At 61.8% G+C, this 22379-nt stretch carries 18 protein-coding genes and 1 riboswitch; of the genes, 7 read left to right on the plus strand and 11 right to left on the minus strand.

What is annotated here, in order from left to right; translation table 11 throughout:
• Window positions 1-32: 32 nt before the first annotated feature.
• Window positions 33-956, minus strand: coding sequence for a DMT family transporter (locus AAFO90_RS08550; RefSeq protein ID WP_347509115.1), 924 nt, complete (start codon window positions 954-956; stop codon window positions 33-35).
• Window positions 957-1033: 77 nt separating this feature from the next.
• On the opposite strand from AAFO90_RS08550, the gene AAFO90_RS08555 reads away from it, so the two are divergent.
• The 3 genes from AAFO90_RS08555 (at window position 1034) to AAFO90_RS08565 (ending at window position 4099) form a co-directional block, all read left to right on the plus strand.
• Entirely contained in the window at window positions 1034-2662 is a 1629-nt protein-coding gene (locus AAFO90_RS08555) for an AMP-binding protein (protein ID WP_274833829.1), read from the plus strand.
• Between the two features lie 110 nt (window positions 2663-2772).
• On the plus strand, window positions 2773-2964 hold the full coding sequence (locus tag AAFO90_RS08560) for a DUF2892 domain-containing protein (RefSeq protein ID WP_065273337.1): 192 nt from the start codon (window positions 2773-2775) through the stop codon (window positions 2962-2964).
• A 124-nt stretch (window positions 2965-3088) separates the two neighbouring features.
• A complete protein-coding gene (locus tag AAFO90_RS08565; protein WP_065273336.1) occupies window positions 3089-4099 on the plus strand; it encodes a hypothetical protein in 1011 nt (336 codons plus the stop codon).
• Between the two features lie 72 nt (window positions 4100-4171).
• On the opposite strand, the gene AAFO90_RS08570 is transcribed toward AAFO90_RS08565, so the two are convergent.
• The 7 genes from AAFO90_RS08570 to AAFO90_RS08600 form a co-directional block, all read right to left on the minus strand.
• Window positions 4172-5950, minus strand: coding sequence for a methyl-accepting chemotaxis protein (locus AAFO90_RS08570; RefSeq protein WP_347509117.1), 1779 nt, complete (start codon window positions 5948-5950; stop codon window positions 4172-4174).
• A 255-nt stretch (window positions 5951-6205) separates the two neighbouring features.
• Window positions 6206-6982: a transporter substrate-binding domain-containing protein gene (locus tag AAFO90_RS08575; RefSeq protein ID WP_274827884.1), complete on the minus strand. Its 777-nt coding sequence runs from the start codon at window positions 6980-6982 to the stop codon at window positions 6206-6208.
• 324 nt (window positions 6983-7306) lie between these two features.
• Complete coding sequence (gene gcvP / locus AAFO90_RS08580) at window positions 7307-10156, minus strand: aminomethyl-transferring glycine dehydrogenase (protein WP_347509118.1); 2850 nt, start codon at window positions 10154-10156, stop codon at window positions 7307-7309.
• A gap of 110 nt (window positions 10157-10266) precedes the next feature.
• Window positions 10267-10626: a glycine cleavage system protein GcvH gene (gene gcvH, locus AAFO90_RS08585; protein WP_065273332.1), complete on the minus strand. Its 360-nt coding sequence runs from the start codon at window positions 10624-10626 to the stop codon at window positions 10267-10269.
• Window positions 10627-10666: 40 nt separating this feature from the next.
• Entirely contained in the window at window positions 10667-11806 is a 1140-nt protein-coding gene (gene gcvT, locus AAFO90_RS08590; RefSeq protein ID WP_347509119.1) for a glycine cleavage system aminomethyltransferase GcvT, read from the minus strand.
• Window positions 11807-11897: 91 nt separating this feature from the next.
• A riboswitch (glycine riboswitch) is annotated at window positions 11898-11982 on the minus strand.
• A gap of 186 nt (window positions 11983-12168) precedes the next feature.
• Entirely contained in the window at window positions 12169-13623 is a 1455-nt protein-coding gene (locus tag AAFO90_RS08595; protein WP_347509121.1) for a glutamine synthetase family protein, read from the minus strand.
• A 78-nt stretch (window positions 13624-13701) separates the two neighbouring features.
• The gene (locus AAFO90_RS08600; protein WP_065273329.1) at window positions 13702-15018 is read right to left on the minus strand and encodes an aromatic ring-hydroxylating dioxygenase subunit alpha; all 1317 of its coding nucleotides are present in this window, start codon (window positions 15016-15018) and stop codon (window positions 13702-13704) included.
• Between the two features lie 179 nt (window positions 15019-15197).
• On the opposite strand from AAFO90_RS08600, the gene AAFO90_RS08605 reads away from it, so the two are divergent.
• From AAFO90_RS08605 to AAFO90_RS08620, 4 genes are all read left to right on the plus strand, one after another.
• Window positions 15198-15974 (plus strand): IclR family transcriptional regulator C-terminal domain-containing protein, encoded by a 777-nt coding sequence (locus tag AAFO90_RS08605; RefSeq protein ID WP_347509123.1) that lies wholly within the window; start codon window positions 15198-15200, stop codon window positions 15972-15974.
• Between the two features lie 199 nt (window positions 15975-16173).
• The gene (locus AAFO90_RS08610) at window positions 16174-17004 is read left to right on the plus strand and encodes a bifunctional allantoicase/(S)-ureidoglycine aminohydrolase (RefSeq protein ID WP_347509124.1); all 831 of its coding nucleotides are present in this window, start codon (window positions 16174-16176) and stop codon (window positions 17002-17004) included.
• Between the two features lie 95 nt (window positions 17005-17099).
• Window positions 17100-17492, plus strand: a complete 393-nt coding sequence (locus AAFO90_RS08615; protein ID WP_274827877.1) for a hypothetical protein — start codon at window positions 17100-17102, stop codon at window positions 17490-17492.
• A gap of 121 nt (window positions 17493-17613) precedes the next feature.
• Window positions 17614-18600 (plus strand): glyceraldehyde 3-phosphate dehydrogenase NAD-binding domain-containing protein, encoded by a 987-nt coding sequence (locus tag AAFO90_RS08620; protein WP_347509125.1) that lies wholly within the window; start codon window positions 17614-17616, stop codon window positions 18598-18600.
• 273 nt (window positions 18601-18873) lie between these two features.
• Here the strand turns inward: AAFO90_RS08620 and AAFO90_RS08625 are convergent, their stop codons facing one another.
• The 3 genes from AAFO90_RS08625 to puuE all read right to left on the minus strand — a co-directional run bounded on the left by AAFO90_RS08625 (window position 18874) and on the right by puuE (window position 22289).
• Window positions 18874-20301 carry a nucleobase:cation symporter-2 family protein gene (locus AAFO90_RS08625; protein ID WP_347509126.1) on the minus strand — a complete coding sequence of 476 codons (1428 nt, stop codon included), beginning with the start codon at window positions 20299-20301 and terminating at the stop codon, window positions 18874-18876.
• Between the two features lie 87 nt (window positions 20302-20388).
• Window positions 20389-20877, minus strand: coding sequence for an ureidoglycolate lyase (locus tag AAFO90_RS08630; RefSeq protein WP_347509127.1), 489 nt, complete (start codon window positions 20875-20877; stop codon window positions 20389-20391).
• A complete protein-coding gene (puuE, locus tag AAFO90_RS08635) occupies window positions 20874-22289 on the minus strand; it encodes an allantoinase PuuE (RefSeq protein WP_347509129.1) in 1416 nt (471 codons plus the stop codon). The genes AAFO90_RS08630 and puuE overlap by 4 nt, the downstream gene beginning before the upstream one ends.
• Between the last annotated feature and the right edge of the window lie 90 nt (window positions 22290-22379).

Below are 22379 nucleotides of genomic sequence, written 5' to 3' on the forward strand. Positions count from 1 at the left end.
CGCGGGAAAAGAAAACGGCGGACCGCTGCGGTTTACGATCCGCGCAGGGCCAGTGTCGCCCCGGCCAGCACAATCAGTCCGATCCCCGCCATCTGCAGCAGATCCAGCGTCTGACCGAACACAAGCCAGGCAAAGGCGGGTCCGACGATGATCACCGAATATTCGAAGACTGCAACATAAGACGCCTCGCCCTGCTGATAGGCCTTGGTGATCAGGAACACCCCGACGACCGAAGCCATCCCCTGCAGCAGCAGCCAATGCGAAATCTCCCACACTGGCCAGACCCAGCCCCGGGTCACAAACCCATCGGCGCCCTCGGCCACCGGCAACGGCCAGATCGCCAGCCCGCCTAGGGCCACAGCCCCGATCACCGCCTGCGCCAGCAGCATGGCAAACAACATCGACACCGTGCTTTCGCCCCGGCACATCAGCCCGGTCGCCATAGATCCCAGCGCGTAGAACAGCCCGCCACAGACCGGCAGCAGGATCAGCCAGTCGAAATCGGACAGGTCCGGCTGCAACACGCACAGCACACCGACAAACCCCAGCACCACCGCCCCGATGCGGACCGGGCCAATACGGTGCTTCAGGAACAGCACCGAGATCAGCACGATCAGGATCGGCGAGGTGAAGAGCCCGGCCAGCGCCTGCGCCAGCGGCATCAGCGCGACGGCTGAAAAGTAGAACACCATCGACACCGCCACCAGAAAGCCCCGCAGCGCCACCGGCCCCAGCCGCTGAGGCCGTAGCCTGCCCAGGCCGGCACGCATCATGACCCAGATCAACGGCAGGGTGATGACCGTACGCAAAAAGTAGAACTGCCAGATTCCGATCTGCTCCGCCATGAGCGGCACGGCATTGTCACTGATACCGATGATGGCCATGGCGGCCAGCATCGCCTGCGCGGCTGTGGTCTGGCTGCCTGCCACGCCGGGGGGAATGGTCAATTGTTTCATATCTCTTTCAATGAAAGTAACTTTCGGCAATATCTGTCCTCTAAGCGACACGGCGCAGAATCATGGGAGGAAAATTCATGGGCTGGATGCAGGATGAAACGGGACTCGACAAAAATGCGGCAAACTATGTTCCGCTGACCCCGCTGTCGCATCTGCGCCGGGCCGCGCATGTGTTTTCGGACGTTCCGGCGGTGGTCTATGGCAAGCACCGCAAGACCTATGCCGCCTATTATGATCGCTGCACCCGGCTGGCCTCGGCGCTGGCGGGGATGGGCGTGAAACCAGGCGATGTGGTCGCAACGCTGATCCCCAACCTGCCCGCCCAGGCCGAAGCGCATTTTGGCGTGCCCGCCTGCGGCGCCGTCCTCAACACCATCAACACCCGCCTGGATGTGGACACGGTCGCCTATATCTTTGAGCATGGCGAGGCCAAGGTCGCACTGGTGGACAGCGAATTCCTGGCCCTCGCCGAAGCGGCCAAGGAGCGGATGGAGGGCGACGGACCGATCCTGATCGAAGTGCCGGACACCGAGGCTGGTTTCACCGCTTCTGGCCGCTATTCCGTTTATGAGGACGTGCTAGGCAATGCAGCGCATGATTTCGACTGGATCATGCCCGAGGACGAATGGGAAAGCCTGGCGCTGAACTATACCTCTGGCACCACGGGACGGCCCAAGGGGGTCGTCTATCATCACCGCGGCGCCTACCTGATGACCATGGGCACGGTGATCTCCTGGCGCATGGTGATGCACCCGGTCTACCTGACCATCGTGCCACTGTTTCACTGCAACGGCTGGAACCACACATGGATGATGCCGGTTCTGGGCGGCACGCTGGTCTGCTGCCGCAACATTACCGCGTCTGCTGTCTATAACGCGATTGCGGATGAAGGCGTCACCCATTTCGGCGGCGCGCCCATTGTGCTCAACACCATCGTCAACGCCAAGGAAGAGGACCGCCGCGACTTTGACCACACGGTCGAGGTCTTTACCGCCGGCGCCCCGCCTGCCCCGGCAACGCTGGAGAAAATCGAAAAGCTCGGCTTTCACGTGACGCAGGTCTATGGCCTCACCGAGACCTATGGCCATGTCACCGAATGCCTGTGGAAAGGCGGCAGCTGGGACACGCTGGACCAGCAGGGCCGCGCCGCGATCAAGGCGCGTCAGGGCGTTGCCTTCCCGATGATGGACCATATCACCGTCGTGGATGACGACATGCATCAGATCCCGATGAATGCCAAGGATCAGGGCGAAATCGTCATGCGCGGCAATTCGGTGATGAAGGGGTATCTGAAAAACCCCGAAGCCACCGCCGAGAGCTTCAAAGGTGGCTACTTCCATTCGGGCGATATCGCGATCCAGCACCCCGACGGCTATATCCAGATCGCCGACCGTGCCAAGGACATCATCATTTCGGGCGGCGAGAATATCTCCTCGGTCGAGGTAGAGGGCGTGCTGATGGCACACCCGGATGTCAATCTGGCTGCCGTTGTGGCCAAGCAGGACGACAAATGGGGAGAGGTTCCCTGCGCCTTTGTCGAACTGAAAGAAGGCGCATCTGTGGATGAGGCCGGGCTGATCGCCTTCTCCCGCGAGACGCTGGCTGGGTTCAAGGCGCCCAAAAAGGTGGTGTTCCAGGAGTTGCCCAAGACATCGACCGGGAAAATCCAGAAATTTGAGCTGCGCAAGATCGCAAACGGTCAATAATATCGGCACCGGCGGGCCTGCCCGTCGGTTGCCTCTTGCATTCGCCAAGTCCTATTCTTATTTTTGAATATGAAGGCGCCGCACGGCGCGCGTATCAGAAAGGATAAGACATGACGATCAACAAAGCGGTTATGGCGCTTGCCGGTTTCATGGTGTTGCTGTCCGTGGTGCTGACGCAATTTGTATCGCCCAACTGGGTCTGGCTGACGGTCTTTGTCGGCGCCAACCTGTTTCAATCGGCCTTCACCGGCTTTTGCCCGGCGGCGATGATCTTTGCCCGTATGGGTTTGAAACCCGCGTGAGGCACGGCGGTCGCTAAGGCACCCCACTGAGTTGTGAAATCTGCGGCAAAGCGGTTTGCTGCCTTGCCGTGAGGCATGCTATCCTGCGGCAAACAGAACAACCGCAATGATACGGGCAGGCTGAATGACCGCACTCAGGGACTTCGAACGGCTGGAGGCTGCGGGTTTGTGGCGCGCAGCCCCTGATGCGCAGCGCCGGGATGTGATCATCTCGGTTGGGGATGCGACCCTCACCATTACCGACATGAGCGACCGCCCTCTGGCGCATTGGTCCTTGGCGGCGGTCGAACGTGCCAACCCCGGCGAATTCCCGGCGATCTTTCATCCCGATGGCGATCCCGGTGAAACGCTGGAGATCGCAGAAGATGAAACCACCATGCTCGAGGCGATCGACAAGGTGCGGGCCGCCATTGATAGGCGCCGTCCGCATCCCGGGCGCCTGCGCGCGGCAAGCGTCCTTGCCAGTCTGGTCGTCCTTGCGCTGGTGGTATTTCTATGGCTGCCGAGCGCGCTGCAGAACCACGCCGTCAGCGTTGTGCCCGATATCAAGCGCAAGGCGCTGGGTCAGGCGCTGCTTGGGCGGATTGAGCGGGTTACCGGTCAGGCCTGCAGCACGGCGGACACGGTGCCCATTCTGGAAAAACTCGCGCTGCGCACAGGCGTGCGCCGTCTTGTTGTGTTCCGCTCCGGCCTCGCCACCAGCCTGCACCTGCCGGGTGGTATCGTTCTTTTGAACCGGACGTTTGTCGAGGATCACGAAGACCCTGCCGTGGCAGCAGGAGCCGTTTTGGCCGAACGGGCCCGGGCCGAGGCGCAGGACCCGCTGGCAGAACTGCTGGCATCAGGCGGTGTGCTGGCCTCTTTCCGGCTTCTGACCACGGGACAGCTGAAACGCGAGACACTCGATCACTATGTTGAAACGGTTCTCAGCACACCGCGCCCCGAGGTTGCGGATGAGACGCTGCTGGCCGAATTTGCCCGCACCGCGATCCCGTCCACCCCTTACGCCTATGCGCTAGATATCACCGGAGAGACCACCATCGGGCTGATCGAGGCCGATCCGATGGCAGGCCGGGTTCTGGAACCGGTTCTCAATGACCGCGACTGGGTGCGCCTACAGAACATCTGCAGCTAACCCCAGGAAGACACAAAAACGCCCGGGCCAACGGCCCGGGCGCAATGGATTTCCCTGCGCGTAATATGCGAGTTAGCCCGCCATGAGCTCCTGACCAAAATCATCGTCATAGCCCTGCCCCGAGAGATCCCAATCACCATGGGCACTGGGCGTTGGAGCCGAAGCGAAAGACGAAGACGAGGGTTTGAACTGCGCCACCAGCTGCGCCAGCTCGGTCGCGGCCTGCTGCAACGACTTGCCTTGCTCACTGGATTTCAGAACCATGCTCGCGTTCTGCTGCGTCACCCTGTCCAGCTCGGTCATGCCCGAGTTGATCTCGGAGATGGTCGAGGCCTGCTCACCGGATGACTCCGCGATCTGGCTGGCCAGGGTCGACACCGACTGGATCTTGGTGATGATTTCGTCCAGAGATTTACCAGCCTCATCAACCAGTTCCACGCCGATCTTGACCTTTTCCGAGCTGCTCTGGATCAGTTCCCGGATTTCATTCGCCGAATTGGCCGACTTCAGCGCCAGCGACCGCACTTCGGAGGCCACCACGGCAAAACCACGGCCGGCCTCGCCCGCGCGCGCCGCCTCAACCCCAGCATTCAGCGCCAGCAGATTGGTCTGGAACGAGATATCGTCGATCACGCTGTTGATCTCCGAAATCTTGCCCGAGGCCTCATTGATCTCCTGCATGGCCACGACGGTCCGCTTCACGATATCGCCGCTGCGCATCGCCTCGCTGGTGGTTTCGGCGATGGTGCCTTCCACGGCCTTGGTCTGTTCGGTGGCGGATTGAACATTGGAGGTGATATTGTCCAGTGCAGCCGCAGTTTCTTCCAGGGTCGCCGCCTGATTTTCGGTGCGGCGGGACAGTTCGTCCGTGCCAACTGCCATCTCGCCGATCTGACCTTCGATATCTCCGACCGTGCTCAGCACCCGCCCGATCACGTCATCCAATGCTTCGGCAGTCTGGTTAAAATCGGAGCGTAGCGCGGCATATTCGGCGCTCATTTCCTTGGTGATCCGGTACCCGAGGTTGCCCTTGGACAGGTTGTTCAGACCGTTCGCCAGCTCCTGAACGACATCCGCCTGCTCCTTCGCGGCAGCGCGGGACTGCCCCTCCAGCTCGGCATTGGCGCGCATCGCCTCGACGAATTCGACGACCGCAGCGGCCAGACGGCCCAGCTCGTCGCCACGCGATTTTTCAGGCACCGCGCTGTCAGTATCGCCATTGCGCAGCGCATCGATACGATCAACGATCCGGTCCAGCGGACGGGTCACCGAGGCCGCCGAGAAATAGACGATCAGGCCAATTGCAAGACAGATCGCAAGACCGATGACCGCAGACTGCAGATAGAGCGCAGAAACGGTGCCCTGGATCGCGCTGTTGTCAAAACCCATCACCATTTCACCCACAACGGTGCCATCGGTGAGGGAGATCGGAAACTTGACGTAGACCACTTGATTGACCTCGGTGGTCTTCTCTTCCTGCGGATCCGCCAGCAGGGTTTCCACCGCCCCGGTAACTTCCGCGCGCCGGTCCTCGCTCACGAACACCTCGGTAAAGGTCTCACCATCGACCACGACCTGCGCGAACAGAGCGTTTTCCATATCCGCCACGCCCTGGATCACCCCCTGCGCCGCATCACTGTTGAAATCCCAGACCGCCGCAGCGACCGGAGGCCCGACAAACCGTTGCGCCAGCCCGACCTCATCCTCGAAGGCGTCAATCAAGGCGCTGCTGTGCTTGGACGCCCAGAAGACGGTGTAAGCAATGTTCGATACAACAATGCAGGCGAGGATGGGCAGCAGCAGTTTCTTCTTGATGGACATGCCCAAGAAACGTGAAAGCTGGCGTTTCATTATGGTGCTCCGGTTTGGTGACGAACGTGTCAGTGATCTTGAGGCCAGGCTGCATGCAGAGCTGCGTACACCCCCGGCAAGCAGGGTTCCGGGTTCAAAAATTCTTTTTGGAGGCGCCACGCATGGCGCCCCGTTTTCCCGAAGGAGAGGTTTTGCGCCTGCCACACGCAAAGGGGGCGTTCCCCCGCGAAGGCAGATTGCACAGGGTGGCAGGCGCGGGCCGGGTTAGACCGACACGCCTGCCACCGCTGCGGATCAGAAGGACATGTAGTTGTCTTCCAGCGCGTCCCGGTATTTGTCGGTCCAGCGGGTGTTGATCTCCTGGATGGTCCCATCTGCTTCCAGCTCACCAAAGCAGCGGTCGAAATCAGCAGCAATCGCCGGATCCCGGAAGCTCATGACATAGGGGCTGGGTTCAAAGATGGCGCGGAATTCAAGCGGCTGGCTGGCGTCGACACCAGCGGAAGAACCAGCTTCCTGCAGTTGGCGGCTGAACTCTGCGAAAAGCATGCCATCGCCCAGAATGCCATCGACCCGCTTGCCATAGAGCAGCTTGCTCTGGGTCTTCTGGTCAGCCATCTCGCGATAGGATTTGAAGCCTGCGGTTGCCCCATCCAGACCGGGAATGATGTTGCTCGCGCCCTCAAAGGCCACGATGTTCCAGCCATCCAGATCCGACAGCGCATCGGCCTGCTGCTCTGAAGAGGTCAGGAACGAAACACCATTCTGATAGTTGATGTAGGTCTTGGTTTGAGTCCCGGCTGTGGGCATGCCCAGCGGCACGGTGGCCACCGCATCACCAGACCCTTTTTCGAAGGACTGCCAGTGACGGGTAAAGGGCTGCACCTTGAAAACAGCGCTGTGGCCGCAGTGCCCCAGAACCGCCGAGATAATCTCAGCCTCGCGCCCGGTGCCATCCTGATTGATCATCGGAGGCAGATCACCGGCCATGACTGTAATTTCGGCCGCTACTGCGGGATTAGAAAAGACGAGAAGAGACGCAGACACACATGCTGCAATTCCGAACTTCATACTTCGCTCCTGGTATTGAGTACCAAGCCAAAGAAGTCGATTCGTCTTAACGGGTGCTTATCACTCACACGCCTGTAGGTTGCAAAAAAGGTCATAACTTCGCGAAAAATTGACCTGCACATAAAATGTGCATCAATGTGGAAGCGCCTCGAAAGCGTTACGAAATTTTATTTCCAAAACAAGCCGCACTTTGAATACTTACGTCTCCTTGGCGGGTTAACGTATTCCTGCGCAAACAGAGATAGTCGGCCGCCGAAGGCAATACGCCAATAGAAAACGGGCCCCAAATGGTGCCCGCTGTCCTTCTTCAATTAAGACCGCGCCTTACTCTGCCGCTTCGGCGTAGTCCTCCAGCGGCGGGCAGGTGCAGATCAGATGGCGGTCGCCATAGACATTGTCGACCCGGTTGACCGGTGGCCAGTATTTGTCGACGCGGAAGGCGCCCGGCGGGAAGCAGCCCTGTTCGCGGCTGTAGGGACGGTCCCAATCCTTGACCAGATCCTCCATCGTGTGCGGTGCGTGTTTCAGCGGGTTGTTCTCCCCGTCGATACGGCCTTCCTCGATGTCGCGGATCTCTTCGCGGATCGACAGCATGGCCTCACAGAACCGGTCCAGTTCGGCTTTGGTTTCGGATTCCGTCGGCTCCACCATCAGGGTACCTGCCACCGGCCAGCTCATCGTCGGGGCGTGAAAACCGCTGTCCATCAGACGTTTGGCAACATCGTCCACGGTGACATGAGCACTGTCCGCATAGGGGCGCGTGTCCAGGATACACTCATGCGCGACGCGGCCCGAGGGACCTTTATACAGGACGTCGTAGGCCCCTTCGAGCCGCTTGGCGATGTAGTTGGCGTTGAGGATCGCCACCCGCGTCGCCTGGGTCAGACCGGCGCCCCCCATCATCAGGCAATAGGCCCAGCTGATGGTCAGGATCGAAGCCGATCCGAAGGGCGCACCCGACACCGGACCTTCTTCGCCGCCGGTTTCGGGATGGCCCGGCAGGTGCGAGACGAGGTGCGATTTCACACCGATCGGTCCCATGCCGGGGCCGCCGCCGCCATGCGGGATGGCAAAGGTCTTGTGCAGGTTCAGGTGGCTGACATCGCCGCCCAGATCACCGGGACGGGACAGGCCGACCATGGCGTTCATATTGGCGCCGTCGATATAGACCTGACCGCCCAGATCATGGGTAATCTTGCAGACCTCATGCACGGTTTCCTCGAACACGCCGTGGGTCGAGGGATAGGTAATCATGCAGCCCGCAAGGTTGTCGCGGTGCTTTTCCGCCTTGGCCCGGAAATCGTCGAGGTCGATATCACCGTTCTCGGCCGATTTCACCACCACGACCTTCCATCCGACCATCTGCGCCGAGGCCGGGTTGGTGCCATGCGCCGAGACCGGGATCAGGCAGATGTTGCGGTGCCCTTCGCCACGCGCCCGGTGGTAGGCTGCAATGGTCAGAAGACCGGCGTATTCGCCCTGCGCGCCGGAGTTCGGCTGCATCGAAATCGCGTCATAACCTGTGATCTGACACAGTTTGTCGGACAGATCCGTCACCATCTCGCCATAGCCTTCGGTCTGGTCTGCCGGGGCAAAGGGGTGGATATGGGCGAACTCGGGCCAGCTGAGCGGCATCATCTCGGCTGCAGCATTCAGCTTCATGGTGCAGGAACCCAGCGGGATCATCGCCCGGTCCAGCGCCAGATCGCGATCCGCAAGACGACGCATATAGCGCATCATCTCAGTCTCAGCCCGGTTCATGTGGAAGATCGGATGGGTCAGGTAGTCCGAGGTCCGATGCAGGTTCTCTGGCACCCGGTATTCCGGGGTGAAATCGTCATCCTTGCGGACAATCCCGAAGGCGCGCCAGACGGCTTCGATGGTTTCCGGACGGGTGGTTTCATCCAGCGTGATGCCAACCCGGGTCTCACCAACGCGGCGCAGGTTGACACCTTCGTCGACCGCGGATTTCAGGACTGCCGCCTGCAACGGGCCCACATCAACGGTGATGGTGTCAAAGAACACCTTGGGATCGACCTTGAAGTTCGCCTCTTCCAGCCCTTTGGCCAGACGTACGGTCTTGCGGTGGATACGCTGTGCAATCGCCTTCAGCCCCTTGGGACCATGGAAGACGCCATACATCGAGGCCATCACAGCCAGCAGCGCCTGCGCGGTACAAACGTTCGAGGTCGCCTTTTCGCGGCGGATGTGCTGTTCGCGGGTCTGCAGCGACAGGCGGTATGCCTTGTTGCCATGGGCATCGACCGAGACGCCGACGATCCGGCCCGGCATCGCGCGCTTGTAGGCGTCCTTGGTCGCCATATAGGCCGCGTGCGGCCCGCCTGCCCCCATCGGCACGCCAAACCGCTGGGTCGAGCCGACAGCGATATCGGCGCCCATGGCACCGGGCTCTTTCAGCAGCGTCAGCGCCAGCGGGTCGGCAGTGACCACGGCGATTGCCTTGTGCGCGTGCAGCTTTTCGATATGGGGGGTGAAATCGGTCACGTGACCATAGGTGCCGGGATACTGGAAGATGGCGCCAAACACCTGCTCGGGGTCCATCTTCTCCGGATTGCCGACGATCACCTCGATGCCCAGCGGTTCGGCGCGGGTCTTGATCACCGCGATGTTCTGCGGGTGGCAGTCGCGGTCGACGAAAAACGCCTTGGCCTTGGATTTGGCAACCCGCTGCGCCATGGTCATCGCTTCGGCGGCGGCAGTCGCCTCATCCAGAAGCGAGGCATTCGCAATTTCCAGACCAGTCAGATCGGAAATCATCGTCTGGAAATTCAACAGCGCCTCAAGTCGGCCCTGCGAGATTTCGGGCTGATAGGGGGTGTAGGCCGTGTACCAGGCCGGGTTTTCCAGAATGTTGCGCTGGATCGCGGGCGGGGTCACCGTGCCATGATAGCCCTGCCCGATCAGCGAGGTCATCACCTTGTTCTTTTGTGCGACTTCGCGCATGTGGAAAAGCAGCTCGCGCTCGGACAGCGGGCGACCAAAATCCAGCGCAGCCTTTTGCCGGATCGACGCCGGAACGGTGTCGTCGATCAGCGCATCCAGACTGTCGGCGCCCACGACGCGCAGCATCTCGTCCATCTCCTCGGGAGACGGGCCGATGTGGCGGCGGTTGGCAAAGTCATACGGCAGGTAGTCCGTCGGTTCAAAAGACATGAGGCACCCCTTCAGGTTCATGTTTCAGGCACAACCCTATCATTCGGGCAGGCCCGTTCGCACAGCGCAGTGGTTCCCCGCCCCCAGATCTGGCGGCGGGGAATGAGAAATCAGCCGATGAACGCCTTGTAACCGGCTTCGTCCATGTAATCGTCCATCGGAGACAGATCGGACGGTTTGATCTTGAAGAACCAGGCTTCGCCTTCGGGGTCTTCGTTGACCTTGCCCGGCTCATCCGCGATGGCTTCGTTGATCTCGACGATCTCGCCGTCCAGCGGCGACAGGATGTCCGAGGCGGCCTTGACGGATTCGATCACCACGATCTCTTCGTCCTTGGTCACTTCGCTGCCGACCTCGGGCAGTTCGACGAACACCACATCGCCCAACTGTTCAGCCGCATGGGCGGTGATGCCCACGGTGATGATCTCGCCTTCGGCCTGCAGCCACTCGTGTTCTTCGGTATATTTCATGTCCACTTTCCCTTTGAACAAACGCGCCTGTTTTTCTGTTTCAGCGCTTGAAGTTGGCCGCCACGAAAGGCAGCGTTGCAACGGTGACAGGCGCGCGTTTACCGCGCAGCTCGCCATAGATACGGGTGCCGGGCGTGGCCATGTCCGCAGGGACATATCCCATCGCCACCGGGCCGCCCTCGGTGGGGCCAAAGCCGCCAGAGGTGATCTTGCCGATGGGCGCGCCGCCCTCGGGTTCGGCAAACAGCTCCACACCTTCGCGCATCGGCGCGCGACCATCGGGTTTCAGGCCCACACGGCGCATGGCCGGCCCCTCTGCCATCTCGGCAAAGACATGCGCGGCGCCCGGAAAACCACCTTCGCGGTCGCCGCCGGGGCGACGCACCTTCTGGATGGCCCAGGTGAGCGAGGCCGCCGCCGGGCGGGTCTCTGCGTCAATGTCATGGCCGTAAAGGCACAGACCGCCTTCAAGGCGCAGGGAGTCCCGCGCGCCAAGGCCAATCGGCTCTACATCAGCGTGCGCCAGCAGGCGGCGGGCAAACGCTTCGGCCTGGTCTGCAGGTACGGAGATCTCATAGCCATCCTCGCCCGTGTAGCCCGAGCGGGAGACCCAGATTTCGACCCCATCTGCATCCAGCGTGGCCACATCCATGAAGGTCATATCGGCGGCGGCGGGAACAATTGAAGACAACACGGCCTCTGCCGCAGGGCCTTGCAGGGCCAGAAGCGCCCGGTCATTAATGGGGGTAACAGTCACAGCCGGTTCCAGCGCCGACTTCATGCGGGCGATATCGGCCTCTTTACAGGCAGCATTCACGACCACGAACAGGTGATCACCGCGATTGGCGAACATCAGATCGTCCTCGATGCCGCCCTGATCGTTGGTGAACAAACCATAGCGCTGGCGCCCTTCCTTGAGGCCCAGCACGTCCATCGGTACCAGCGTTTCGAATGCCTCGGCCACCGCCGCATAGCTCGCGCCGGTCAGGATCACCTGCCCCATGTGGCTGACATCAAAAAGGCCCGCCTTGGCGCGGGTGTGCTTGTGCTCGCCCATGATGCCCATGGGATACTGCACCGGCATCAGATACCCGGCAAAAGGCACCATCTTGCCACCCAGCTCTTCATGCAGGGCAAACAAAGGCGTCTTTTTCAAATCAGACGTGGTTTCATCAGACATGCGTGTCCGTCCCGTTGTCACGGCCGGTCCGATCCATCTGTTCGAATGGGTCCGGCATCCAAGTTCTGCGCAGATTTCGCCTGCACACTTCGATGCCCCCTCTGTCCCTTGCGCCTGAGATCGCTATCCCTTCGGCGCCCCGGTACCTACGCCGGGGTCTCTCCAGAGTTTATTGCGTAGGCGGTCCCTTTGGCCTGAGAGTTTCCGGGGCGGTTGCTCCTTCGGCACCGGTTGGAGCGAGGTGATTCCGCTCCGCTGCGGTTCTCCCGTCTGCGCGCCCCCGAAGCTAACAGCGTGCCGCCCGCCGTTCAAGACGCAAACGGCAGCAATACTGTCGCTTTCAAGGAAGTTTGATGCCGATTTCAGAACAGGTTGAAATATTCGGCCTGTTCCCATTCGCTGATGGTGTTCAGGTAACGATCCCATTCGAAGCGCTTGAGATGGGACAGATACCCCGTGAAGCCCTCCCCCAGAACGCCACTGAACAGATCGCTCCCTGCCTCGAATGCCGCCAGCGCCGCGCCCAGCGATTTCGGCAATTCCTGCGCCCCCTCGCCATAGGGAGAGGTCGTGGGCAACGGCGCCTTGAGCCCCGCCGCAATTCCATCGCCGCCCGCGATCAGCTGCGCGGCAAAGGCGTAATAGGGGTTTGCGGAACTGTCCGGCGCGCGGTTTTCGATCCGGCTCGCGGGATCGCCGGGCGCCATCAGCCCGCGCAGCATGGCGCCGCGGTTGTCGGCGCCCCACTGGATCCGGTTCGGCGCCAACTGGAACGGCATATAGCGTTTGTAGCTGTTGACCGTCGGTGCGATCATCAGCGACGACGCCTCCGCATGGGTCAGCAGCCCGGCGATCCAGCCCGACGCGTCGGCGCTAAGGCTGCCATCCGCCTGCGGCATGAACAGGTTGCGGCCCGTAGCGATATCCTGCAGCGACTGATGCACATGCCAGCCGTTGGCCATGGCATTCTCCAGCCGTGGCTTGGCCATGAAGCTGGCGTGCAATCCTTCGCGCGCGCAGACCTCCTTGACCATGGTGCGGAACATCACCATCGCGTCGGCCTGTGTCACCGGATCGGCAGGGGCAAAGGTCAGCTCGACCTGGCTTGGCCCCATTTCGATCTCGACCGAGCGCACCTGCAGACCCAGCCCCTGCGCATTGCGGCGGATGAGATCCAGCACGTTTTCCATTTCGCCATAACGGGTTTCGGTCAGATACTGGTACCCCTGCGCCAGATTGCGGGTCTCAACCGGCGCGCCAGGCATGCCCGACTGACCGTGTTCGCGGGCATCACCGGTTCGCTCAAAGACCTGAAACTCCACCTCCAGCCCCAGCGTCGCAGCCATGCCCTGCCCGGCCAGCAGGTCCACCGCCGTCTGCAGCACGGTTTGCGAGGCAAAGGGAACCGGGCTGCCATCGCGCATCACCGGCGTGCAGAGGATCCAGGCCGAATGCGGCGACCACGGCAGTACGCGGAAGGTTTCCGGACGCGGCACCAGCAGCACATCACTCGCCCCCTGCATCAGGCTGGCAGGACCGTCATCTGCCTCGCTCCAGACGGGAAAGGCGGTGCGATGCGAGGTATCTTTCAACAGCAGGGTCGAAGGCACATTGAGCCCCGCAGAGAACAGGCTGTCAAAGGCGTCGGCCACGATGGTTTTGCCACGCAGGATACCGTGCTGATCGGCAAACAGAACCCGGACGGTTTCTATACCCTCTGACCTGACCCTTTGCAGCAGATCCGCCGCCCCAGCGCAGAATGCATCGGACAAGAGGCCAAGACGGGCCAGCTTGCCTGTGGAAATATCTTCGGCCATCTCGCCTCTTTCATCGCTATGCTCCCGACCCTGAGCGGGCCGAGGCTGGCTGTGGTATCGCATCGACTCCGGAACGGTTCAGACGCTCGCATCCCAAGAGCACTGGCCACGGCGCGCATCGTCTGCCTCCTCCGCCGCCTTTTGCCAATCGCCGTCCTGGGCGATCGAGTCATTGGAAATAGGCCCGAAAATGCTGCCAAGGTCCAGTCCGCCTGCCATCGGCAGATCCGCTTCGCGGCCTTCCTTCACGGCCGCAATCGCCGCCCGCAGCATACGACGGTAGCGGATGATGGCCACATCCGACTTGCCCAGATGCTCCTGCGTGCGGTCCTGAATGGCGCCCATGCTCTCAACTGCCCATTGATCGTGCACGTTGATGTCGAGCCCCATGCCCGTATAGGTCTCGCTTTCCTGCTCGGCCGGGTTATAGCCGTATTCGTTGCGCTTGTTCTTTTTCGGCGCATAGCTCGGCAGCACGTGTTCCTTGAGGCGCTGTTCGCGCATCAACTCCTTGTTCACCGGTTTGTCGAAGCTGGTGAACATCGAATACCAATAACAATTCTCGTCATCGATCGGCACGTGCCACTGGGTGATGGTCATTTCCCGGCTCATCGGAATGCAGATCGCCTCGGGGAAGATCTGGTTGGTGACCCGCACGTGGCTGCGGCCATCCTCCATGTGGCGCAGGGCGGTGATTTTCAGCCCGTGATCGGCCTCTTCCACCTGAATTTCGGGGCGCGGATAGTCGCGCAGCAACTTGGTCATCGGGATTTCGGTGTTGCCCGCCTTATCGCGGAACTGCTTGCCATAGCTGTCGGCGGGATCTTCATCCTGCAGGAACCGGTGCAGGAAAGAGGCATGCGCCGGGTCGATCCCCACTTCCATCGCCTGCAGCCAGTTGCACTCCCACAGGCCCTTGAAGGCAAAGACATGCGTATCGGGTGCCCGGAAACAGTCAAAGTTGGGGAATTCCGGCGGCTCTCCCGGCCCCATATAAGCCCAGACGATACCGTTCTTTTCGACCACCGGGTAAGACGCAGTCTGGATCTTCTCGTGCATCCGGCTGCCTTCCGGCTCACCCGGCTGCTCAACGCATTGCCCCGAACGGTTGAAATGCCAGCCATGGAAGGGGCAGCGCAGACCGTTATCCTCAAGCCGCCCATAGCACATGTCTGCGCCCCGGTGCGGACAGTGCCGCCCGATGAGGCCGAGCTTGCCCTCGGTATCGCGGAACAGCACCAGATCCTCACCCAGCAGACGCACCGGCACCACCGGGCGGCCCTGCTGCAGTTCATCCGAGAGCGCCGCAGGCTGCCAATAGCGGCGCAGCACCTCTCCGGCATCGCTCCCCTTTCCGACGCGTGTCAGACTGTCGTTGAGTTCCTGGCTGATCATGGCGGGATCCTTATTCCTGTCTGCAATAATTCGAACCGAAGGTAACAGGCTGCAACGAGTGACTTGACGAAGTTCGAAATACGCACCAATATATGTTGATACGCACAATTACTGCGCAGCCTGAGGATCGGTGTCAAGACCTGTTCCCCTTATGGCGAGCGGCTTCTTTGGGACTTCGAATGGACAAACCTCCTCAGGACCGGAACATTTCATCCAGCTTTGCCAAGGGGCTGGCCGTCATGGCGACCTTTGACGCCGAAACACCCAGCCTCACCCTGGCCGAAATCGCGCGCCGCAGCGGACAGGACCGGGCAACTGCGCGCCGGGGGGCCCTGACACTGGTGCAAGCCGGGTATCTGCGGCAGGACGGCCGCATGCTATCGTTGACGCCGCGGGTTCTGGCGCTCGCGGGCGGTTTCCTGCAGGCCAACCAGTTCGGCCACCGGGTTCAGCCGGTGCTGAACCAGCATGCCCGCAAGCTGGAGGTCGGCATCACCCTTTGCATTCTGGATCAGGACCGGGTTCTGCTGTTGGCACAATCCACCGTTGATCAAGGACCGGTCACCTACGGCTTTACTGCAGGGGCGCATATCCCGCTGCTGCACACCAGTCTCGGACGGATGCTTCTGGCCTGCCTACCACCCGAGGAGGCGGGCGAAGCCGTCGCGCGCGCGGATAAACCGCGCCATACGGAGCAGTCCCTGACCCACCCCGAAGACATCACCAATCAGGTCGACCTCGCCCGTCGTCAGGGATGGTGCCTGACCGATAGCGAATTCGAACCGGGCATCCTTGGCCTTGCGGTGCCCGTCTCCGTTCCGGGACAAACTCCGATCGTGGTTGGCGCCTCCGTCCCGCGCGGCAACAACCCCGAGGCCGACACCGGCGATCTGCTGCAGGGATTACAACTCTGCGCCGCTGATCTGCGCCAGTCCAAAGCCGTGGACTCTCTCTGATCGTTGCACGCTCGCTCCCCGGGGCGCCGACTCCGGGGCATATTCAAAAATTATTGAACAATGTTTTTACCACGCCGCACCTTGGACCCGCGCGCGCATCGGCTCATAGTCGCTCCTGACGCGCGGTAACCGCCTGCCCAAACAATACCAGGCGGGACAGTCCGCGCCCCATCAGAGCCTCACAAAGGACGGCGGCACCATGACAGAGCGCAGCTATTTTACCCCAACAGGCGGGCACCCCGGGCAGGACCAGCTGCTGACAGACCGTGCCATGTTCACCGATGCCTATGCGGTCATTCCCAAGGGCACCATGCGGGACATTGTCACCTCGGTCCTGCCGGGCTGGCAGGGCATGCGCATGTGGGTGATCGCGCGCCCGCTCAGCGGGTTTGCCGAAACCTTCTCTCAGTATATCGTCGAGCTGCAACCGGGCGGCGGCTCTGACACCCCGGAAACCGATCCGGCTGCGCAGGGTAGCCTGTTTGTTACCGCTGGCCAGGTCGAGCTCAGCATCGACGGCACCACGCATGTGCTGGAGGAAGGCGGGTTTGCCTATGTGCCCCCGGGCAGCGACTGGTCGCTGCGCAATCCCGCCGCAGACACCGCCTCCTTCCACTGGATCCGCAAACAGTGGCAGTCTGCACCGGGCCTGACCGCGCCCGCCTTTTTCACCGTCAATGAAAAGGATCTGTCACCCCATATGATGCCTGGAACCGAGGGGCGCTGGGGCACCACGCGCTTCATGGATCCCGAAGACCTCTCGCATGACATGCATGTGACCATCGTTACCTTTGAACCCGGCGGCACCATTCCTTTTGCCGAAACCCATGTGATGGAGCACGGGCTTTATGTGCTGGAGGGTAAGGCGGTCTACCGGCTTAATCAGGACTGGGTCGAGGTGGAAGCTGGTGATTTCATGTGGCTCCGCGCTTTCTGCCCACAGGCCTGCTATGCGGGTGGACCGGGCCGGTTCCGCTACCTGCTTTACAAGGATGTGAACCGCCATATGCCGCTCACGCCCCTGCGCTGAACGGCCGGGTCGGCGGCTTTTCCTCGGACGCCCCATTGCAAACCGCAGCCGCGACGCTAGGCTGCGAGTACGTTTTTGCCTTCAGGAGCAGTCCGATGACTTTTGCTTTTGCCCCGGCCCGCACCCTTGCCCGCCTTGTTTTCAGCCGCCGCACAACGGTTCCCACTCTGGCGCTTTGCGCGACGCTCGGCGCGGGTATGCTGACGCTGCCCCCCACACCCGCCGCGGCCGGGGAGAAGGTGCAGGGAAGTCAGGTTACAATTCTGGGCCGCACCTGGATCGTCAGCCCTGTCGGCGATGGCACCGGTCGCTACCGGGCCGAGCGGCTGAACCGCAAGCTGGAAGCCTTCCGCCCTCCTGCAATGATCAGCGCCCGTCAGGCTGCGCGCGCCTACAAGGCCGCCACCGGTTGCACCGTCCGCCGCGACAGCATGCTTAGGACGATCTCCGGCGTCTACTACGCCGATCTGGTCTGCCGGTCGCGGTAACCGCGCACCGCGACACCGCACGGCGCCTGCCAATCGCTCCCTTTTGCCTTCCCATTCAGATATTCATCGCCCCAATCCGGACCGGCTGCGCCGCTCCATTTCCGGGGCCGGAGAACAATTCATGAAAATTGCCATCAACGGATTTGGCCGCATTGGCCGCACCATCCTGCGCCAGATCCTGACACTGCCCGGATCCGGAAGCATCGAGATCGCCCGGATCAACGATATCGCACCGCTCGATATCTGCGCATACCTGTTCCAATACGACAGCACATTCGGCCCCTTCCCCGCGCCGGTGGAGACGGGAGAAGCCAGCCTGCACGTGATGGGGCGCACTATCCCGGTCAGCCATGCAGCGGACCTGACTGAGGTCGATCTGTCCGGTGTCGATGTGGTTCTCGAATGCACCGGCATCGCCCGAACCTCCGACGTGGCGCAACGCGGCCTGCAGGCCGGCGCGCGCAAGGTGCTGATCTCCGGCCCCTCCCCCGCCGCCGAACGCACCGTGGTTCTGGGCGCCAACGAGGATAGGCTGACAGACGCCCGCATCGTCTCCAACGCCTCCTGCACCACCAATGCCCTGGCGCCGCTGGTACGCCTGCTTGATGAACTCGCGGGCATTGCTTCGGCCCATATGACCACGATCCACTGCTACACCAATTCGCAGCCGCTGGTAGATGCGCCCCGCGGCGATTTCGCACGCTCGCGTGCGGCGGCAATGTCGATGGTTCCGACCACCAGTTCGGCCACTCACCTGATCGACGAGGTCCTGCCGCAGCTGAAGGGCCGGATCAGCGGCGCTGCCGTCAGGGTGCCTGCCGCCAGTGTTTCCGCCGTCGATCTGGTGGCTAGCCTTGAAACCCCGTTCAGCGAAACTGACGCCCTCAGCGCGCTGAAGAAAGCCGTCGAAGGCTCTCCGGTGCTGGGCTGGACCGATCTGCCGCTGGTTTCCTCGGACCTGCGAGCCCGGCCGGAATCACTGGTGATCGCAGCGCCGGAAACCCGGATGTGCGGAGACCGGCAGATCCGTCTGTTCGGTTGGTACGACAATGAATGGGGCTTTTCCGCCCGCATGCTGGATGTGGCCCGGCTGATGGCGCAAAGCTGACCTCATCCCCGGCCCGATCTTGGCCCCGCTCCCAAGGTCTGGCTTCGGGGTCAAGGGCAGCGCAGCTGCCGCGCCTTGGCGCGGGCTCCCTTGAGGCCGAAACCAGACCGATAGAATGGCGCAGGTGCCTGAAGGCAGACCTGCCCTTCAAGCACCTCTCAGCAAAAAGAAAAGCGCCGCGCGGCAGCGCGGCGCCCGGCCCAACGGGACCAGATCATCACAGGATGATCGCAGGACGGGCGGGAGAGCCCCCGCCAATCCTTGGGACTTGGATCAGTCGTGCCCGAGGCTGCCCTGACCATGCCCCGACATGCCGCCCGAGACCTCCTCGGTGACGCTGCCGGGCAGTTCCATGGGCAGCACCAGGTTCAGCACGATGGCGATTACCGCCGCAGGCAGTAGGCCGCTGGTCATCAGGATCCGAAGCGTATCGGGCAGGTACTGAACCGCACCGGGTTCCAGCTGCAGTCCCAGCCCCACCGACAGGGAGATCGCAAAGATCACCATGTTGCGCCGGTTCCAGTCCACATCGGACAGCATCGAAATGCCCGCAGCGACCACCATGCCGAACATGACGATGACACCGCCCCCCAGCACCTCGATCGGAATGGTGCGGATAATGGCGCCGACCTTGGGCACCAGGCCGCAAATGATCAGAAAGATCGCGCCGCAGGTCACCACATGGCGGCTCATCACGCCGGTCATGGCGATAAGGCCGACGTTCTGGCTGAAAGATGTATTCGGCAACCCGCCAAAGATCCCCGCAACCGCCGTGCCTAGACCATCGGCATAGGTCGCTCCGGCGATCTCTTTGTCGGTAGCCTCGCGCCCGGCGCCACCCTGAGTGATGCCGCTGACATCACCCACGGTCTCAACAGCCGAGACAAAGGCCATCAGGCAGAAACCCAGGATCGCGGCGAAGGAGAACTCGAACCCGTATTTGAACGGCACCGGCAAGGCAAAGGCCGATGCGCGCGACCAGCTGGTTCCGATGGCCTCAAAGCTCACCATGCCGACCATCAGCGCGTAGATATAGCCCACGATCAGCCCCAGAAGCACCGCCGAAACCGACAGCATGCCACGGGCAAAGAATTTCAGCCCCAAGGTGGCAAAGATCACGATCAACGCGGCCGACCAGTTCAAGAGCGAGCCGTATTCCGGCTTGCCGATGGCAGGCACGCCGCCTGCCGCGTACTGGATGCCGACCTTGACCAGCGCCAGACCAATCATCGTCACCACCAGCCCGGTCACCAGCGGCGGCAGGGCAAAACGGATCTTGCCGATCACCGTCCCGAGCAACGCATGAAACAGGCCGCCGATCAGAACCCCGCCATAAAGCGCGCCCAGCGCATCGACGCCCTTGCCCGCGACCAGCGGGATCATGATCGGTAAAAAGGCAAAACTGGTACCCTGCACGATCGGAAGCGCGGCGCCAACCGGGCCAAGGGTGATCGTCTGCAGCAGCGTCGCCACCCCGGCAAACAGCATCGACATCTGGATCATGTACAGAAGTTCGGGAAAGTCGGGTGAGTTCGAACCAAATCCAAACCCGGCCGCCCCCGCGACGATGATCGCCGGCGTTACATTGGACACGAACATCGCAAGCACATGCTGGATCCCCAGCGGTATCGCCTGGGTCAGCGGCGGCGTGTAATTCGGATCGCGCAGCTCTGCTGTCGTTCCGATGGAACCATCTGCCATTTTCATTTCCCTCTTCTGTTGGATCTGTTGGTATTTTTGTTGGTGCCACCTCTTTTCGGGTGGGCTTGAAAACAGACGAGGCGCCCGTCAGGGGCGCCTCACCTCATATGCGGTATCGAACCAGTGTTCCTGCAGATTTGCGCCGGGACCGATCCGGTCCACCACGGCAAAGAGGCCGGGTTCGCACAGCGGCGTCAACACGCCGTGCCAGGTGCCACGGTGGAAATTGATGGCCTGTCCCGGCTCTGTCTCAAAAGCCAGCGGCCTGCCCGGCGCATCGCCCAAATCTTGGGCAACAACCACAAGGAAACCCTGCCCCCCCATGGGGATAAAGGCCTGGCTTCCCTCCGGGTGGCGCTCCACCATTTCCAGTCGCATCGGCAGGGTGCGCGGCTCGGCGTTGAACAGGCTGAGGCCCGCACGCCCGTCCGCAAAATCCATCTTTGCCCGGTCATGATAACGCCCGCACAGGCCCTGATTGATGATCTTGTCGGGCGCGCCGGAAATGTCGATCAGATCCCCGAACGGTGCGAATGCCTCGGCGCTGATCGGCGCGATCTCGATGATCTGGCTCATGGCAGGAGATCCTTCAGGCGGAATTCGGCAATCCGTTCAACCTGTCGGCAGGCCTCGGCAAATTCGGTATCCTGGTCGTTTTCGATCCGCCGTTCAAAGGCCGCCAGGATCGATGCCTTGTCGTGATCGCGCACGGCGATGATGAAGGGGAAACCGTGTTTTTCCACATAAGCAGTGTTGAGCTGCGTGAATCTCTCCCGCTCAGCGTCAGTCAACGCGTCCAGCCCGGCGCTGGCCTGCTCTGAAGTGCTTTCTGCAGTCAGGCGTTTCGCGGCGGCCAGCTTTCCGGCCAGATCCGGATGGGCGGTCAGCACGCCCAGACGCTCAGCCTCACTGGCGGAGCGGAACATCCGGCACAGCGCATTGTGCAGCCCCAGTGCCGTGTCATGCGCCGGTCCCAGCTCCAGATCAAAGGCGCGTTCGGCGATCCAGGGGGAATGTTCGAAGATGCCGCCATAGGCCGCAACAAAGCTTTCCCGCTCCATCTGGCTCGGACGCGTGTAGCGCTTGTGCGGGTGGGTCTCTGCCCAGTGATCGGCGATATCGGCCCGGCGCGGGCACCAGACGCCCTCAAACCCTTGGATATAATCAAGGAACCGCTTCAGCCCTGCGGCCTTGCCCGGCCTGCCGATCAGGCGGCAATGCAGCCCCACCGACATCATCTTGGGTGCTCCGGCCTCTCCTTCGGCATAGAGCACGTCAAAGGCGTCCTTCAGATACTGAAAGAACTGCTCGCCCGTGATGTAGCCCGGTGCGGTGGCAAAGCGCATGTCGTTGGCTTCCAGCGTATAGGGAATGATCAGCTGGTCCCGATCGCCCACCTCGAGCCAATAGGGCAGATCGTCGTCATAGGTGTCCGAGATATAGTCGAACCCGCCTTCCTCTGCGACCAGCCGCACGGTGTTGGCGCTGCAGCGCCCGGTGTACCAGCCGCGCGGGCGGGTTCCGACCACCTCGGTATGAAGGCTCACCGCCTCGGCGATGGCGGCGCGTTCCTCCGCCTCGGGCATGTCCTTGTGCTCGACCCATTTCAGCCCATGGCTGGCGATCTCCCACCCGGCGGACTTCATCGCAGCCACCTGCTCCGGGGAGCGCGCCAGCGCAGAGGCGACGCCATAGATGGTGACCGGGATATCCGCATCGGTGAACATCCGGTGCAGCCGCCAGAACCCGGCGCGGGCGCCGTATTCGTAGATCGACTCCATGTTCCAGTGCCGCTGCCCCGGCCAGGGCGCGGCCCCGGCGATATCCGACAGAAAGGCCTCGGACGCAGCATCCCCGTGCAGCACGCAATTCTCGCCGCCTTCTTCGTAGTTCAGCACGAATTGCACCGCGACCTTCGCACCGCCCGGCCAGGCTGCATCCGGAGGGGTGGCGCCATAGCCGATCATATTGCGCGGATATCTGTTCATGGTCTGCTGTCTCTTTGTTGATGTCGCCCGCCACTTTGGCAGGCAACCGCAAGCATAACCTCTATAATGGCAGAAGACCTGGCCCTTTTA

The sequence above is a fragment of the Phaeobacter sp. CAU 1743 genome (assembly GCF_039839315.1).
Taxonomy (GTDB): Bacteria; Pseudomonadota; Alphaproteobacteria; order Rhodobacterales; family Rhodobacteraceae; genus Phycobacter; species Phycobacter gallaeciensis_A.

Excerpts from the sequence above, each read along its gene's own strand:
- AAFO90_RS08550 (WP_347509115.1), bottom strand. The coding sequence starts at position 956 with ATGAAACAATTGACCATTCCCCCCGGCGTGGCAGGCAGCCAGACCACA.
- AAFO90_RS08555 (WP_274833829.1), top strand. The coding sequence starts at position 1,034 with ATGGGCTGGATGCAGGATGAAACGGGACTCGACAAAAATGCGGCAAAC.
- AAFO90_RS08560 (WP_065273337.1), top strand. The coding sequence starts at position 2,773 with ATGACGATCAACAAAGCGGTTATGGCGCTTGCCGGTTTCATGGTGTTG.
- AAFO90_RS08565 (WP_065273336.1), top strand. The coding sequence starts at position 3,089 with ATGACCGCACTCAGGGACTTCGAACGGCTGGAGGCTGCGGGTTTGTGG.
- AAFO90_RS08570 (WP_347509117.1), bottom strand. The coding sequence starts at position 5,950 with ATGAAACGCCAGCTTTCACGTTTCTTGGGCATGTCCATCAAGAAGAAA.
- AAFO90_RS08575 (WP_274827884.1), bottom strand. The coding sequence starts at position 6,982 with ATGAAGTTCGGAATTGCAGCATGTGTGTCTGCGTCTCTTCTCGTCTTT.
- gcvP (WP_347509118.1), bottom strand. The coding sequence starts at position 10,156 with ATGTCTTTTGAACCGACGGACTACCTGCCGTATGACTTTGCCAACCGC.
- gcvH (WP_065273332.1), bottom strand. The coding sequence starts at position 10,626 with ATGAAATATACCGAAGAACACGAGTGGCTGCAGGCCGAAGGCGAGATC.
- gcvT (WP_347509119.1), bottom strand. The coding sequence starts at position 11,806 with ATGTCTGATGAAACCACGTCTGATTTGAAAAAGACGCCTTTGTTTGCC.
- AAFO90_RS08595 (WP_347509121.1), bottom strand. The coding sequence starts at position 13,623 with ATGGCCGAAGATATTTCCACAGGCAAGCTGGCCCGTCTTGGCCTCTTG.
- AAFO90_RS08600 (WP_065273329.1), bottom strand. The coding sequence starts at position 15,018 with ATGATCAGCCAGGAACTCAACGACAGTCTGACACGCGTCGGAAAGGGG.
- AAFO90_RS08605 (WP_347509123.1), top strand. The coding sequence starts at position 15,198 with ATGGACAAACCTCCTCAGGACCGGAACATTTCATCCAGCTTTGCCAAG.
- AAFO90_RS08610 (WP_347509124.1), top strand. The coding sequence starts at position 16,174 with ATGACAGAGCGCAGCTATTTTACCCCAACAGGCGGGCACCCCGGGCAG.
- AAFO90_RS08615 (WP_274827877.1), top strand. The coding sequence starts at position 17,100 with ATGACTTTTGCTTTTGCCCCGGCCCGCACCCTTGCCCGCCTTGTTTTC.
- AAFO90_RS08620 (WP_347509125.1), top strand. The coding sequence starts at position 17,614 with ATGAAAATTGCCATCAACGGATTTGGCCGCATTGGCCGCACCATCCTG.
- AAFO90_RS08625 (WP_347509126.1), bottom strand. The coding sequence starts at position 20,301 with ATGGCAGATGGTTCCATCGGAACGACAGCAGAGCTGCGCGATCCGAAT.
- AAFO90_RS08630 (WP_347509127.1), bottom strand. The coding sequence starts at position 20,877 with ATGAGCCAGATCATCGAGATCGCGCCGATCAGCGCCGAGGCATTCGCA.
- puuE (WP_347509129.1), bottom strand. The coding sequence starts at position 22,289 with ATGAACAGATATCCGCGCAATATGATCGGCTATGGCGCCACCCCTCCG.